This is a genomic window from Streptomyces sp. NPDC085460, assembly GCF_044541975.1.
GTDB lineage: Bacteria > Actinomycetota > Actinomycetes > Streptomycetales > Streptomycetaceae > Streptomyces.
Window position 1 is genome coordinate 87,752 of the sequence record NZ_JBITTO010000014.1, and the last position, 13,853, is coordinate 101,604.

Genomic DNA, 13,853 nt, shown 5'->3' on the forward strand with positions numbered 1-13,853 from the left:
GCCGACCATGACCTCGACAGCCTGAAGCCCCCGCCGTGCTCCAGCAACCGGAACCATGATCGGCCGGACAGCTCCTAGTCTCCTGAGAATCCGAAGATTCCCAGGTGAGTCGGCCTGTCGCCGGAGTAGAGGACGACGTAGTAACCGGTCCACCGCATCTGACACTCGCCGAGCAGGCTCTGCTCGTGCTCCTCATGGCTCGCAGCCCTATTGGCGGCAGCGGCGAGTTCCTCGTACTGCTCGACCGACGGGCGGTCTGTGCCGAAGTGGTACATCACACGGTTGAGAGCCAGAGGGCGCAGGGTGCCGTAGTCGGCGATACCGGAGCGCGTCGGCGGGTCATCCGTGGCAACAACCCTGTCGATGTCGAGGATCGTATGGGTGCCCTCGGTCCCCATAAACTCCTCGTCCTCGTAGAGGTCCTCCAGGCTTCGGTATCGGGCATCATCGCCGTACTCCTCCTGGAACACCCTGGCCTGCAATGTCGCCAAGGCCGCCTCGACATCGCCGTCGTACCTGGTGACGTAGTCCCATCCGCTGGCACCCATTGGGCCACCCCTCCCTGAGAATCGTGAATGGGCGAACGGTAGCGGCGGGGTCTGACACCGCAGCAGCCTGGCGCCAGGCTCGGCTCGACGTCCCGGATTGAGGTGTCCAGGCCGGTCGACCGCATCACGGAGTACCGGGAGCGGATCCTGACCGCCGGTCACCGCCGGTTGAGCCGTACATCGTTGATGTGGACGCCGAGACCACGCGCCTGCGCGACGCCCTCGACCAGGCCCACGAGCACCCCGCCCGTTTCGCCGGGCAGAGCCTCACCGCGACCCCGGCCGGAGACGAGTGATGATGCTCGAACGGGTCGCACCCGACGGCGGCAGGCACCTGCCTGTCCTCGTCATCGCCGAGGACACTCTGCCATCGCCGGCGCCGCCCGGTGCAAGGCCGCCTGTTCCTGCGGCCACACCGGTACTCAGAGCCACGCCACCCACGAAGAAGCGCTCGCCGAGCGCATCGCCCACGCCGACACGTGCCTCGGGCCGCCCGCTGGGCCGGCCTGGTTGCCCCTCGGTGCGCGCCGGAGAGTGCGCCGGGCGAAACTCGGCCGCCTGCACTCACTTTCAGCCCCTCTATGTCTAGTGGCTGTACATGTCTACTGACTGGACATCATGCTGGGGGTGTGAAGAAGCCCACCGCCATAGAGGCGCTGCGCCAGTGGTCGATCCCCGGCCGCCGCGCCGATCTGGTCGCCGAAGCCTGGCGCGACGGCGAGACCCGCATTACCGCGCTCGCCGAAGCCGCCCGCACAACCCGCACCACCGTCTACGCCGACCTCAAGTCCCGGGGCATTGACCCCGAGGACCGACCGAAGGGAACCCCCATGACCACGCTCGTCACCATCGACGGCATGACCGGCATCGACGCCGATCACGACCACCAGGTCATCCAGGAGGCACAGGAGCGCTACCTGAAGGAGCACCCCGGCGGCGCCGGCGCCAACGAGGCGCTCGAAACCCGCCTCGCCGCGCGCATCACCGCGTACGCCTACAACACCCTCGCCACCACGCAGGCCGCCGAGCAGTCCGCCCGCCGCGACCGGGACCGCGCCCTGCACCTGGTGGAGGTCCGCTGGGAGGCTCTGAGCACGGCCACCGCCTGGCACGCCGCCCACCACGCCTACGTCGTCGCGGTCGACGCCGCCCGGACCGCGATCACCGCGTGGTCCGCCGCCGCCCACGCCGCCGCGAAGGCCGGCTGGTTCCCCGCCGAGATGTCGGAGCAGCTGTACCGGGAGCGGATCCTGACCGCCGGTCACCCGCCGGTCGAGCTGTACGGACTCGACGCGGACGCCGTGGACGCAGAGGCCGCCCGCCTGCGCGACGCCCTCGACCAGGCCCACGAGCACCGCGCCCGCCTCGCCGGCCAGACCCTCACTGCCGCACCGGCCGGAGACGAGCGGTGATGCTCGGCCGGAGCGCACCCGACGACGGCCGGCACCTGCCCGCCCTCGTGATCGCCGAGGACGCCTCTGTCATCGCTGGCGCCGCCCGGTACAAGGCCACCTGCTCCTGCGGCTACACCGGTACCCAGAGCCACGCCACCCACGAAGAAGCGCTCGCCGAGCACTTTGCCCACGCCGCCACACGCCTTGGCCCGCCCGCTGGGCCGGTCTGGCTGCCCCTCGGTGCGCGCCTGGTGATCCTCGTCAGCGGCATGCTGCTGCTCTGGGCCGGCTGCTTCACCGTCGGACAGCTCCTCGCGCAGGACCTCACGGGTACGTTCGCAGCAGCCGTTCGCGCCGGGTCTGCCCTGGCCGGACTCGCTGCGGCCGGTGGTCTGATGGTCGGCGTCCGCCGCTACATCGCTCCCATCCGGCGCTGACGCAGAAGGCGCCCCGGAGTCAGGATCAGTGACTCCGGGGCGCCGGCTCCACCCTATGACCGGGGTCGCCTGCGGGCGACCCCGGTCTCGTGCGTCCACTGAGTCGGCCCGGGCCTTTTCGATGGTGCGGGTCCAGGGCGGCCGTGAGGTCCACGTCCTGCCCGTCCGGAGCCGCCTTGGCCTCCGCCTGCCGTAGCTGCCGGTGCTGGTCACGTACCTGTGGTGAGCTCGTCGGCCTGCTGTGGTCAGTGTCGCTGAGCGGTGTGTGGCCCGTATCTCACCAGCTCACAGGTCACTCACCACCGATCTCACCACAGAACTCACCATGCGGAGTTATGGCCTTGTGACGGCGCCGGGCGCTGGTGGCCAGGTGGGCGGTGAGGGGGCCGTCGAAGAGTGAGGCATCAGCGTCGCCGACCTCCTTGAGGAGCCCCCGGATGTCTCCACCCGCCCTGCTGCGAACTCGTCGCGAGCCCCGCCCCGCAGCCGCCTACCCCCGTGTCGCACCGCTGCGTGGACGCCGGGCGCTGCTCGTGCGGGTCGGTGTGTGGGGGGCGCTGGCCGCTGGCCCCGCCGCCCTACTGTTCACGATCGGCAGCCCCACGCCCGTGGCGGTCAAGCAGGCCGCCGCATCCCGCCCTGCGATCGTCCAGCCGACGGCCGCCGCGGCCGGTGAGGGTGAGGGTGGTGCGGCCGGGTTCGCGGAGACGGTGATCGGCCTGTGGCTGGAGTGCGGCACGGCTGCTGAGTCGTCCCCGGCTTTGGCCCAGCTGCGGCTGTTGGCCCCGGGCGTACGGCCCCCGAGGTGGCAGCGCCACCCGCTTGCGGCTGTGCAGGTCGCCGCCGTCCGTACCGTGCGGCAGGACGGTGGCGGGTGGGCGGTCACGGTCGCCGCCCGTCTCGCGGACGCCGGCGCCGGTGCACCGGGGGACCGGTCGGCGCGGGGGCTGCGGTTCTTCACCGTCCCCGTCACCGAGACCGGCACCGGCGTCGACCGGGTGTTCGCGGCCGGTGCGCCGATGGAGACCGCAGGGCCGCAGGCCGGCCGAGCTCCGCTCTCCCCGTATACCGCCCGGGTCGAGGACCCTGCGCTCGCCGACACCGTCAGCGGCTTCCTGTCCGCGTTCCTCGGCGCCGGCTCCGGCGCTGAGCGGTATCTCGCGCCGGGCACGGCCCTGACCCGCCCCGAGCCCCGGTTCACCGGTGTCGACATGCTCCAGGTCCTCGCTCAGGGCCGTCCGCCGGGCGCCGGCCAGGAAGGCGCGACCACGCGGGTCCGCGCGGAGGTGACGGCTACCGACACGGCCGGACGCACCTGGCCGATGGCGTACGCGCTCACCCTCACCACCCGCGCCGGCCGCTGGGAGATCACCTCCCTCGACACCATCCCGGCCGCTCCCCGCTCCTGACCCGTTTCCCGCCTCATCCCTTCGTTTCCGTTGGAGTCCGCTATGAGCACCACCACGTCCGTCGTCCTGGCCGTTCCGATCAAGGACATCGGCGACCACCTGTTCAGCATGGCCGGCGAGTGGGGCGAGAAGGCCCTCATGGTCGTCATCCTCATCTCCGTCGTCCTCGCCATCGCCAGCAAGATGAGCGTGAAGGCCGGGATCGGCGCGCTGATCGGCCTGGTCGTCTGCGTCGGCCTCTACCAGTCCAAGGACGCGCTGTCGGAGGCCCTGAAGGAAGAGATCGCCAGCGTCGGCACCTCGCAGACCGCACCGTCGGCGCCGCCGGCGGACAAGTGACGGCACCACAGACGTGAGCCCGACGCCCTCCAGGCCCGCGTCCCGGGTCGGCCGCAACTACACCAAGGCCCGTACCCATCCGTGGGTGCTGGGCAAGCTGGGCGACTTCGTCCTGTGGTTCGGCCCCTACAACGCCGGCCAGCTCGTCATCGCGGCCATCGGCGTCATGGTCCTCATCAAGACGTTCCACTGGTGGTCAGGACTCGGGCCCATTCCGGTCCTGGCCCTGGGCGTCCTGGTGTGGGCAGCCCGGGCCCAGCGGATCGGCGGCCGCGCCCCGATGTGGGTGCTCCACGGACTCGCCCGGCGAGCGCTTCAGCCGAAGACGGGCCGGATCGGCGGCAGGACCGCACGACCGCCAAGACCCCGCCACCTGGCCGGGACCGTGCTGATCGAGCACACCAGCGCCACCGCCGAGCCCGCCGGCCCCACGCCGAAGCCGGCAGGGCGGCACGAGACGCTGCGGCACCCCGCTCCACACCGCCCCGCCGCATCTGCGCGCCGGCGCGGACCCTCGGCCCCTGCCTCCCCCCTGGCGCCAGACCCCGTACCTGGCCCCGCAGTCCGGACGAGCGGGGGGAGGGGGCCGGCTCCGACTCCCTGGCAGCAGATGCTCCATGACCGATCGAAGGCGAAAGCAGCAGCCCGATGAAGCTTCCTCTGCGGCACATCGTCGACCATCTCGTCTGGTCGACCAGCGGCACCGTATGGGCCGTGTGGTCCCTCACCCCTGCCGGGTCCCGCTACATGCCCGACCGCACCCGTGACGAGATCACCGCCCAGGTCACCTCCCTGGTCCGGTCTCTGCCCGGCCGGGCCCGCCTGCTCGGGCTGTCCGCCCGGATCGACGCCGGCGAGGTCGTCGCCGCGACCCTCGACGGCGTCGACTACCAGCGCCACGACGCGTGGGCGGAGGTCGCCGAAGCGCAGCTGCGGCTGCTCGCGGGCGATCACCTGGACGAGCCGGTCGACATGTACCGGCGCACCCTGTGGCTGGCTGCGCCGCTTCCGGCGTCCGGCGGCCGGGGGCAGTGGCAGGCGACGGCCGGCACCGTGTGGTCGGAACTCGCGGGGCTGCTGGGGCTTTCGCCGGCGCCGGTGAGCGTCCGTGAGGTCGCCGAGTACCGGGAGCGGGCCGCGCAGGTGGAGGCGGAGCTGTCCGGCGGGATCACGCTGCGGCCGGCGACGCCGGCGGAGATCGTCTGGATGCACCAGCACGCCGTCGGCCGCGGCCTGGACTCCGAACTCCTCGGCGAGGCGGAGCGGTCCCCGCTGCGGGGGAGCCGGATGACGGGCGGAACGCTGCGGTCCCCGTCGCACGCCGATCTCGGGCACGTCCGCCTCCTCGAAGGCGGCCGCCCCGCCAGCCTGCCGCAGGATGGCCCCGGCCGCGGCCGGGGGAGTGGCGGGGTGCTCGGGGGAGTGGCGGGCAGGCGCTGGCTCCAGGTCGACTCCGAGGCGGGCACCTCCTACCAGGCGCACCTCGCGCTCGCGGAGATGCCCCGCGTGTTCACCGCGGCCGGGGGCGAGTTCTTCGCCGAGCTGGACCGGCTGCCGTTCGCAGTCGACTGGGTCGTCGACCTCACCACCGTGGCCTCGGAGAAGGTCGTGGCCGCGGTGACGAAGAAGAAGCGGGACCTGGTCGACCAGGCCGACCAGTACGCCGCCCGCCGCGCCACCGGCCTCCCAGACGCCCTGCACGACGCCGCCGACGACCTCGGCGACCTCGGGGCACGTGCTTCCCGGTCCAGCGTCGAGGTCGAGGTGCAGTCCGTGACCGCCCTCACCGTCTGGGGCACCACACCGGCCGAATGCGAACAGCGCGCCGCCGCCCTCCAGGCGCGGCTCAAGGGCGCGAACTACCGGCTGGTGCGCCCGGTCGGAGGCCAGGAGGAACTGTTCACCCTCGGTCTCCCCGCGGCGGTGACGCCGCCGCCGGTGCGCCAGTACGTGCAGCACGAGCTGGGGGAGGACTGGGCGATGCACGGCGCCCTGTACGGGCAGTCCTTCGGCGATCCGACCGGGGCGATGGTCGGCTACTCGCAGGACATCGGCACGATCTCCCCGATCCTGCTGAACATCGCCGACGCCCCCGTACGCAACGCGTCCGCGTCCTTCGCGCTCGCCGGCGACCTCGGCGGCGGCAAGTCCACCCTGCTCAAGCTCATCACCGGATCCGTCGTCGACCGCGGCGGTCGCGCGATCGCGATCGACCGCACCAAGTCCCGCGAGTGGGCCCGCTTCGCCCGCACCGCCGCCCCCGGCCGCTGCCAGGTCGTCGACGCCGCCACCGCCGACCTGTCCATCGACCCTCTGCGCGTCTTCACCGACCCCGACGTCGGAGCCCGCTACGCCCTGTCCTACCTGACCGTGCAACTCGGGGTCGGCGCGATGAGCGAGCACGGCGCGCTGCTCAAGACGGCCGTCAAGCAGGCCGCGGCCGCCCCCGGCCGGTCGATGGCGCTCGTCCTGGACGCTCTGGAGGAGATGGCCCTGGAGGAAAGCGCACGCGGGCAGCGTGCGGCCTCGCTGGTCGAGTGGCTGCGGGTGGCGGCCGACGAGCCGCTCGCCGCCGCCGTCTTCAACCCCGACCTTCCCCCGCTCGACCTCGACGACGACCTCACCTCGGACTTCGTCGTCCTCACCACCACCGGCCTGACCCTCCCGCCCCGCGAGGCCGCCACCAACCCCGAACTGCTGCGCGCCCAGCCGCTGGAGGCGCTGATCGGGCGAGCCGTGCTCTACCTGATCGCGGCGATCGCCCGCGAGACCGCGTTCACCGACCCCCGCTTCACCCTCCTTCCCCTGGACGAGGCGTACTGGCTCACCTCCTCCGCCGAGGGCCAGGCGCTGATCGACGAGATCGTCTACGACGGCCGCAAGCACGGCGCGGGCGTGGGCCTGGGCTGCCACGACGTCCTCGAACTCGGCACCTCCACCACCCAGGGCCTGCTCGCCTACCGCTTCCTCGCCCGCACCGCCGACCCCGTCCTCGCCGCGCGCGGCCTGACCTGGCTCGGCCTCCCGGGCGACGACGAGGACCTCCTGCGCATGGTCACCACCGACCTCTCCCCGTACGGCAGGCCCGAACGCGCCGGAGAGTTCCTCGCCCGCGACCCCCGCATGAACATCGGCCGCTTCAAGGTCCTCATCCCCGACCTGGACCGCATCACCGACGGCATCCACACCACCCCCACCACCCCCGACACCCAGCCGGCCCCCAACCCCTCCCGCTACGAGCCCGCCGCCACCGGAGGCATCCGATGACCGACACGTTCGCCCCGTCCTCCCGCGCGGCCCGCCTCCGCCGACTGCTCACCCTCCTGCTCCTCACCGCTGCGCTCGTCGCCGCGGTCGCCGCAGCCAACACCACCGCCCACAGCGACTGGTGGCCGAAGACCGGCGGCGCGTTCACCACCCCCACGACCCCGGGCGCGGCGGTGACGGTGACCGTCCGGCCGCAGTCCGCAGCCTGCGGCGTCGGCCTCGACCGGGCCCCCTGCACCCACCCGGCCACCTCCAGCCCCACCGCCGGCACAAGCTCCGCCGCACAGGCCGGCCCCGTGCTGGCCGCGCCCGTCACCCCGAGCGTGTGGACCACGGCCCTGCTCCTGCTCCCCGTCGCCGCCGGCCTCACCGTCGTCGGCCGCACCCGCACGAGCACGCGCTCGCAGGGCCGGAAGACAGGCCGATGAGCCGCGGGCTCGCGCGCCTGACGCGCCACCGCACTGTCGTCATCACGGCAGCCACCCTGATGCTGTGGGCGGCGGGCGAGGGGCTGGCCGCAGCAGCGGACACGGACCCGAACCGCGGCGGCGTGCTCGGCCCGCTGAACGTGAACTCCTCCGAAGGCGTCCCCCTCGACCACTACGAGCTCGACCCGCTGGAGCAGGCCCAGGAGGTCCAGCGGGACGCGCCGGAAGACCAGGACCCCGCCTACCTGGGACACAGCACCGCGGGCTTCGGCGCCATGATCCGCAACTTCCTCGCCAGCGGAACGTTCGCCATGGCCCGCACAGTCACCGGCTTCGCCTGCTGGCTCATCGACGAGGTCTACAACTTCCCGATCATCGACAAGCTCGCAGGCCCGGCAGAAAGGATCTCCGCCTCCTACGAGCAGAGCATCATCGGCCCGCTCGGCATCGCCGGTGCGGCCCTGGCCTGGGCATTCGTGTTCGGGCTCATCATGGTCATGCGGGGGAAAGTCGCCCGAGGCGCCGGCGAGCTCCTGCTGTCCCTGCTCATCTCCGCGGTCACCGCCACCACCCTGGTCCAGCCCGTGACGTTCCTGGGCTACGACGGACCCGTCCAGCAGACGCAGCGCGTCGCCCTCGAAGCGGCGGTCATCACCACCGAGGCCGGCACCTCCGGACCGAAGATCATCACGGGTCCCTGCGTCCACATGCACGGAGAAGCCCGGGACCTCTGCCTGCGCCAGGAGGAGGAACGCGCCTTCGTCGCCGACGAGCGGGACCGCAGAGAACAGTGCGACGCGCTGATGGCACAAGCCCGGGAGTTCTGCCTGAGCGGGGAAAGGGTCCTCAAGCCGCAGGACGTGTCGGGCCCGATCACCCGCACCCTCACCGACTCTCTCGTCGTCCAGCCCTACATGCTCCTGCAATACGGCCGCGTCCTGGAGAAAGGCGACCCCCTCTACGAGGCGCACCGCAAACTCGTCACATCCGACGACCGGATCCCCGAGGGCGACGCGAACCCCTGCCGGAAGCTGTCGCCCCAGGCCAAGCGCATCTGCGAGAACCAGTTCACCGCAGGAAACCCCGGCTTCGACGAACTGGAGAAGGCAGGGCCCGAAGGCGAAGCGGTCATGAAGCGGCTGACCAGCCCCGACTGGGACAAGGTCCTCGGCGCGCTGCTCGTCCTGATCGCTGCGATCATCGTCGCCCTCGTCGTCGTCGCGATGGCCTTCGCCCTCATCGCCGCCCAGTTCGGCTGCGTGATCGCCGCCATCGGCGCCGTCGCCGTCTTCCCCGTCGCGATCCTGCCCGGCCCCGGCCGCGGCGTGCTGTGGCGATGGCTCGGTTACCTCGCCGGCTGCATGCTCGTCCTCATCGCCACCGCCGTCTTCATCCCCCTCTTCGGCATCGCCGCCCAGGCCGTCCTCGACGGCAGCCACGCATCCCTCCTCGAACGGCTCCTCATCCTCGACGGCCTCGTCCTGACCGCCCTGGTCATGTACAAGCGGATCGCCCGAGGCAGCCGCGCGGTCGGCGCCCGCCTCGCCCAGCGCATGAGCTACGCCAGGATCGGCGGCAGCCACACCCTGGGCGGCAACGCCTCGGAGACAGCGGCCGCGTTCTCCGCCCTCGGCATCGGCGCCACCCACGGATCCCCCGCCCACACCACCCTGCTCGGGCGCAGCGGCTTCGCCGCCGAAGCCGGCGACGCGGTCCGCAGTTCCCTGGCCCCCTTCCGCACCGGACTCAAGACCGCGCACACCGTGCTGATCGGCCCGAAACGCCCACGCGTCAAACCCGCCGCCGTCGACCCCGACGGCAAGCCACTCCCGCCCAAGAAGCCCACCCACAAGCCCGCCGCCAAGCCGGCCCCCGGCAACCCGGACAGCAAGCCCCTCCCTCCCAACCCCCGCACCCCCGACACACCCACCGACGAACCGACGACCAGCACCCCAGACTCACCGCGGAAAAACCCCACCCCCCGGGAAGGCGTCGTACCCGCCGGCGCCCGCCTGGAGGCCGCGCTGCGCACCACCCGGGCCGGCCGAGTCCTGGCCACCACCACCAAGTTCGCGTACCGCTCCACCATCGGCCTGCCCGCCACATGGAACAGGGCCGCCCACGCCACAGGAAGCAAGGCCACCGCCCTCGCCGCAGAACTGGGCCGCCAGCGCGACCACTACCAGGGCGTCGGCCGGCGCTGGGCCTCCGACAGCCGCGCAGGCATCGGCCTCGGCCGCTCCACCAGCGAGACCCCCAGCACCAGCACCGAACCCACGAGCCGCAGCTACCGGCCCACCCACACCAGCACACCCACGGCGAAGACCGCCGCCACCGACAGCCCGCCGCAGAGCCAGCCCACCACACCTGCGCAGCCCACCGCGCCGCCCCAGCCCACCGCGCCGCCCCAGCCGACCGCGCCGCCCCTTCCGGCAACGCCGCCCCGCCCGCCCCTGCCGATCAAGCCCCCCATGCCGCCCGCCGAGCCCGGAGGCGATTCGTGACCCGCCGACTCGGATGCTGGACGGTCCTGCTCACCCTCCCCCTCCTCGCACTCATCATCATCGTGGTCGTTGCCGCCGCCCAGGTCAGGCCCCAGCCCGCGGCCCCGCCGATCGAAGCCGTCGGCGCCGTCTCCGGCATCCCCGAGCGGATGCTCGCCGCCTACCAAAACGCCGCAACCCGTCTCCCGCAGGAGGCCCCCGCCTGCCAGGGCATGCGCTGGCCGATCCTGGCCGGCATCGCCCGCATCGAGTCCAACCACGCCACCGGCCGCACTGTCAGCCCGACCGGGGACATCACCCCGCACATCCTCGGACCCCGACTCGACGGCTCCGGCATCGGCGGCAACATCACCCCGTTCCCCGACACCGACAACGGCCGCTTCGACGGCGACACCGGCTACGAACGCGCCGTCGGCCCCTTCCAGTTCCTGCCCGCCACCTGGAAGGGCTCCGGCCGAGATGCCAACGACGACCAAGTCGCCGACCCCCACAACGCCGACGACGCAGCCCTCGGCGCCGCCGTCTACCTCTGCGGGAACGGCCGCGACCTCGCAGACCGCGACCAGCTCCACGCCGCGATCTTCCAGTACAACCACTCCCAGGCATACGTCAGCGACGTCCTCGGCTGGATCGACCGCTACAGCCAGCTCGCCACCGGCACCATCCCCATCGGCCAGCACGCCACCGGAAACGCCCGCACCGTCATCGACGCCGCCGTCGCCCAGACCGGCGTCCCCTACTCCTGGGGCGGCGGCAACGCCAACGGCGCCAGCACCGGCATCTGCTGCTCACCCAGCGGCAAGAGCGGCACCCACATCCGCGGCTTCGACTGCTCCGGCCTCGCCCTCTACGCCTACGCCCAGGTCGGCATCAACCTCCCCCGCACCGCCGCAGCCCAGGCCGGTGCCGGCCGCCGCATCCCCGCCTCCGCAGGCGTCGGCGCCCTTCAACCGGGCGACCTCGTCTTCTTCGCCTACAACCCCGCCCGCGACTCCACCATCCACCACGTCGGCATCTACCTCGGAAACGGACAGATGATCAACGCCCCGCGCCCCGGCACCAACGTCCGCACCGAGGCACTGTGGGACGACGGCTTCGCCGGAGGGACCCGCCTGCTGTGACCGCCCAGCCGAATCCGTCCTACGGCCGCCTCCTCCTGATCGGCCTGGCCCTCCTCGTCGCCGGAGCCGTCATCCTCCTGCACACCCCCAACACCACACCCCTCCCCGGGCGCGACAACGCCCGGCCCGCCGCCGCCAGCACAGTGCAGACCGCCCGCCCCACCACGGACCGACCGGAGACCAGGCCGGACCATAGGGGCGACAGCACCGCGCCGGACCGACACACCACCGTCGCCACACCTGGCGGCGGCCCGGCCGCGAGCCCTGGACCGGTGCGAAGCGACCAGCCGGTCTCCGGCGACGGCCCGGCCGGCGACTACGCCATCCAGCGCCTCCTCGACCACACGGCCCCCACCGACCTCCAGCCCGACACCGCCCGCCGCCTCACCCGCCTCGCCTCCCAGGTCTGGATCGCCGAGACCACCGGCGCCGGCCGTACCGCATGGCCCGCCTACTTCACCGACACCAGCCTGCGTGCCCCTTACCACGAAGTTCGGGTCCAGGCAGCCGTTGCCCACCAGGAAGGCCGCCGGCAGGGGCGCGTGGAGGTCCGGCTGGTGTGGGCGGGCAAGGATGCGGCAGGGGAGTTCCGCGACGGCCGCACAGCCCGTGTCCTGCTGGAGCGTCACCACAACGAGTGGCTGCCCGTCCGATGACCCGGCTTCCGCAGCATCGTTAATCCACGGGCTTTCACGCCGATTCCGCACACCCTTTCCGAATGAATCCGGCCGCGACTGCCGAAAGTTTGTCAAGTCCCTTAACCGGCTGTGTAGTTGCCCGCGTCATTGCGTAATGTATGGCGCATATCCTGCGGCCACATCGATGCCCTCGGCCGAGCTTCGCGCAGGTGGGGGCGCATGGCCGCATATGCCACGGGAGGCGAGAATGACCCGCACGCACCACCGACAGCAGTGGCGGAAAATCACATTGGCGTGCGCGACCGCCGTCCTGGCGGTCGGCTGCACCGGCAATCAGCCTGCCTCGCCGAAGCCGCCCCCCACCACCCCCGCCGCGACTTCCACCACGGCGCCCGAGCCCACGAAGACCGAAGTACCCGTGGATCCGGTTGAGGCCGCGAAGAAGGAAGCGATCGCCACCTACCTCTCCCACTGGAAGGAGGTGCAGAAGCGCTACGGCGACAAGACCAACAAGGCCGGCGACCTGGAGAAGTACGCCGCCTCAGCGGCGTTGTCACAGGTGAAGTACGACACCGGAAACATGAGGAAGCGGAACACGGTTGCACTCGGCACCGTCACGGTAGGAAACCCGACGGCCACCAGTGCGGACATCGACCGCAAGATCCCGAACGTCATCATCTCCAGCTGCCTGGACATCTCGCAGTGGCAGGTAGTCAACGCGGACACCAAGAAGCCTGTCTCCCTACCGAAAGAGCGGCTGCTGCGGTACGTCATGAAGGCGACCGTGGAGAAGTGGCCCGAGGGATGGCGTGTGATCCGTGACGAGCCGCAGGGCAAGAAGTGCTGACCGCGCAGCGCATGGCGGTCGTGGCAGCTGCACTCGGCGCGACCATCATCTCTGCGGCCCCAGCACACGCAGACAACCCTGGAGGGAATGCCGGGTCCGACTGCGGCTCGCTCTTCTGCCAGGTCGAGGTGGACGTGCCGGGCACAGGGGGCGGTGGCAACGGCGGTGGCTCATCCAGCGCCGGCGGGGCCTCGGGTGGTTCGGGTGGCGGCGGTCAGAACAAGCCGGCCACTCAGCCGGTCTGCACGTACTCGAAGCTCGATCCCCAACCGCCCGCGAGCAGTCTCGACTGGGAGGGCCACGCGCCTGGGGACGGCGCCGTGTATGAGGAGACGTGCACCTTCGACAATGGGCTGACGGAGTTCGCCCAGGTGCGGAACGTCTGGCGTGCGACGCCTCCTGCGGCAGCCGCGGTCGACCCGGCCGTCCTGGCCCAGCAGGCGCTCGACAAGATGCTGCTGCGGGGCCCGGAGATCGGGATCGTGCCGAAGCCGGGCGGTCTGGGGCTGGTCGGGATGCCGGTCTACATGTGGACCGAGCGCGGCCCGGAGACGTACGGCCCGAACGTGGCGTCGGCGTCGGCGGGCGGGATCACCGTCACGGCCACGGCGAAGGTTAGGAAGATCGTCTGGCAGATGGGTGACGGCAAGACCGTCACCTGCACCACTCCCGGCACCCCCTACAAGGTGTCGTACGGCAAGAAGTCGTCGCCGGACTGCGGCCACCGCTACTCCCAGCCTTCGCTCGCCGGCGCGTACCACGTGGTGGCGACCTCGACCTGGACCGTCGACTGGCAGGCGACGACCGGCCAGACCGGGCAGATCACCCAGACCCGGCGGAGCACGGTCGACATCAGGGTCGGCGAGCTCCAGGCCGTCGGCAGCAGCTGACCCCCTCACCACTCCATCCACCTGCGCGTTC

At 71.8% G+C, this 13,853-nt stretch carries 13 protein-coding genes; 12 read left to right on the plus strand and 1 reads right to left on the minus strand.

What is annotated here, in order from left to right:
* Window positions 1–74: 74 nt before the first annotated feature.
* Window positions 75–548 (minus strand): hypothetical protein, encoded by a 474-nt coding sequence (locus ACIGHB_RS29975; protein WP_399917376.1) that lies wholly within the window; start codon window positions 546–548, stop codon window positions 75–77.
* 629 nt (window positions 549–1,177) lie between these two features.
* On the opposite strand from ACIGHB_RS29975, the gene ACIGHB_RS29980 reads away from it, so the two are divergent.
* The 12 genes from ACIGHB_RS29980 (at window position 1,178) to ACIGHB_RS30035 (ending at window position 13,822) form a co-directional block, all read left to right on the plus strand.
* Window positions 1,178–1,960, plus strand: coding sequence for a hypothetical protein (locus ACIGHB_RS29980; RefSeq protein ID WP_399917378.1), 783 nt, complete (start codon window positions 1,178–1,180; stop codon window positions 1,958–1,960).
* Window positions 1,957–2,379 carry a hypothetical protein gene (locus ACIGHB_RS29985; RefSeq protein ID WP_399917380.1) on the plus strand — a complete coding sequence of 141 codons (423 nt, stop codon included), beginning with the start codon at window positions 1,957–1,959 and terminating at the stop codon, window positions 2,377–2,379. The genes ACIGHB_RS29980 and ACIGHB_RS29985 overlap by 4 nt, the downstream gene beginning before the upstream one ends.
* Before the next feature lie 437 nt (window positions 2,380–2,816).
* Window positions 2,817–3,788 carry a hypothetical protein gene (locus tag ACIGHB_RS29990; RefSeq protein WP_399917382.1) on the plus strand — a complete coding sequence of 324 codons (972 nt, stop codon included), beginning with the start codon at window positions 2,817–2,819 and terminating at the stop codon, window positions 3,786–3,788.
* A gap of 42 nt (window positions 3,789–3,830) precedes the next feature.
* A complete protein-coding gene (locus ACIGHB_RS29995) occupies window positions 3,831–4,127 on the plus strand; it encodes a hypothetical protein (protein ID WP_399917384.1) in 297 nt (98 codons plus the stop codon).
* 13 nt (window positions 4,128–4,140) lie between these two features.
* Window positions 4,141–4,779, plus strand: coding sequence for a hypothetical protein (locus tag ACIGHB_RS30000; protein ID WP_399917386.1), 639 nt, complete (start codon window positions 4,141–4,143; stop codon window positions 4,777–4,779).
* Window positions 4,776–7,394 (plus strand): ATP-binding protein, encoded by a 2,619-nt coding sequence (locus ACIGHB_RS30005; RefSeq protein ID WP_399917388.1) that lies wholly within the window; start codon window positions 4,776–4,778, stop codon window positions 7,392–7,394. The genes ACIGHB_RS30000 and ACIGHB_RS30005 overlap by 4 nt, the downstream gene beginning before the upstream one ends.
* The gene (locus ACIGHB_RS30010; RefSeq protein ID WP_399917390.1) at window positions 7,391–7,822 is read left to right on the plus strand and encodes a hypothetical protein; all 432 of its coding nucleotides are present in this window, start codon (window positions 7,391–7,393) and stop codon (window positions 7,820–7,822) included. The genes ACIGHB_RS30005 and ACIGHB_RS30010 overlap by 4 nt, the downstream gene beginning before the upstream one ends.
* Window positions 7,819–10,326: a hypothetical protein gene (locus ACIGHB_RS30015; protein WP_399917392.1), complete on the plus strand. Its 2,508-nt coding sequence runs from the start codon at window positions 7,819–7,821 to the stop codon at window positions 10,324–10,326. The genes ACIGHB_RS30010 and ACIGHB_RS30015 overlap by 4 nt, the downstream gene beginning before the upstream one ends.
* Window positions 10,323–11,447 (plus strand): C40 family peptidase, encoded by a 1,125-nt coding sequence (locus tag ACIGHB_RS30020; RefSeq protein ID WP_399917394.1) that lies wholly within the window; start codon window positions 10,323–10,325, stop codon window positions 11,445–11,447. The genes ACIGHB_RS30015 and ACIGHB_RS30020 overlap by 4 nt, the downstream gene beginning before the upstream one ends.
* Window positions 11,444–12,103, plus strand: coding sequence for a hypothetical protein (locus tag ACIGHB_RS30025; RefSeq protein ID WP_399917396.1), 660 nt, complete (start codon window positions 11,444–11,446; stop codon window positions 12,101–12,103). Before ACIGHB_RS30020 ends, ACIGHB_RS30025 begins: the two co-directional genes overlap by 4 nt.
* Before the next feature lie 229 nt (window positions 12,104–12,332).
* The gene (locus ACIGHB_RS30030; protein WP_399917398.1) at window positions 12,333–12,932 is read left to right on the plus strand and encodes a hypothetical protein; all 600 of its coding nucleotides are present in this window, start codon (window positions 12,333–12,335) and stop codon (window positions 12,930–12,932) included.
* Window positions 12,933–13,252: 320 nt separating this feature from the next.
* A complete protein-coding gene (locus ACIGHB_RS30035; RefSeq protein WP_399917400.1) occupies window positions 13,253–13,822 on the plus strand; it encodes an ATP/GTP-binding protein in 570 nt (189 codons plus the stop codon).
* Window positions 13,823–13,853 lie beyond the last annotated feature (31 nt).

What these genes read in the sequence shown, in the direction of transcription:
- ACIGHB_RS29975 (WP_399917376.1), bottom strand. Translation starts at nt 548, where the DNA reads ATGGGTGCCAGCGGATGGGACTACGTCACCAGGTACGACGGCGATGTC.
- ACIGHB_RS29990 (WP_399917382.1), top strand. Translation starts at nt 2,817, where the DNA reads ATGTCTCCACCCGCCCTGCTGCGAACTCGTCGCGAGCCCCGCCCCGCA.
- ACIGHB_RS29995 (WP_399917384.1), top strand. Translation starts at nt 3,831, where the DNA reads ATGAGCACCACCACGTCCGTCGTCCTGGCCGTTCCGATCAAGGACATC.
- ACIGHB_RS30005 (WP_399917388.1), top strand. Translation starts at nt 4,776, where the DNA reads ATGAAGCTTCCTCTGCGGCACATCGTCGACCATCTCGTCTGGTCGACC.
- ACIGHB_RS30010 (WP_399917390.1), top strand. Translation starts at nt 7,391, where the DNA reads ATGACCGACACGTTCGCCCCGTCCTCCCGCGCGGCCCGCCTCCGCCGA.
- ACIGHB_RS30015 (WP_399917392.1), top strand. Translation starts at nt 7,819, where the DNA reads ATGAGCCGCGGGCTCGCGCGCCTGACGCGCCACCGCACTGTCGTCATC.
- ACIGHB_RS30030 (WP_399917398.1), top strand. Translation starts at nt 12,333, where the DNA reads ATGACCCGCACGCACCACCGACAGCAGTGGCGGAAAATCACATTGGCG.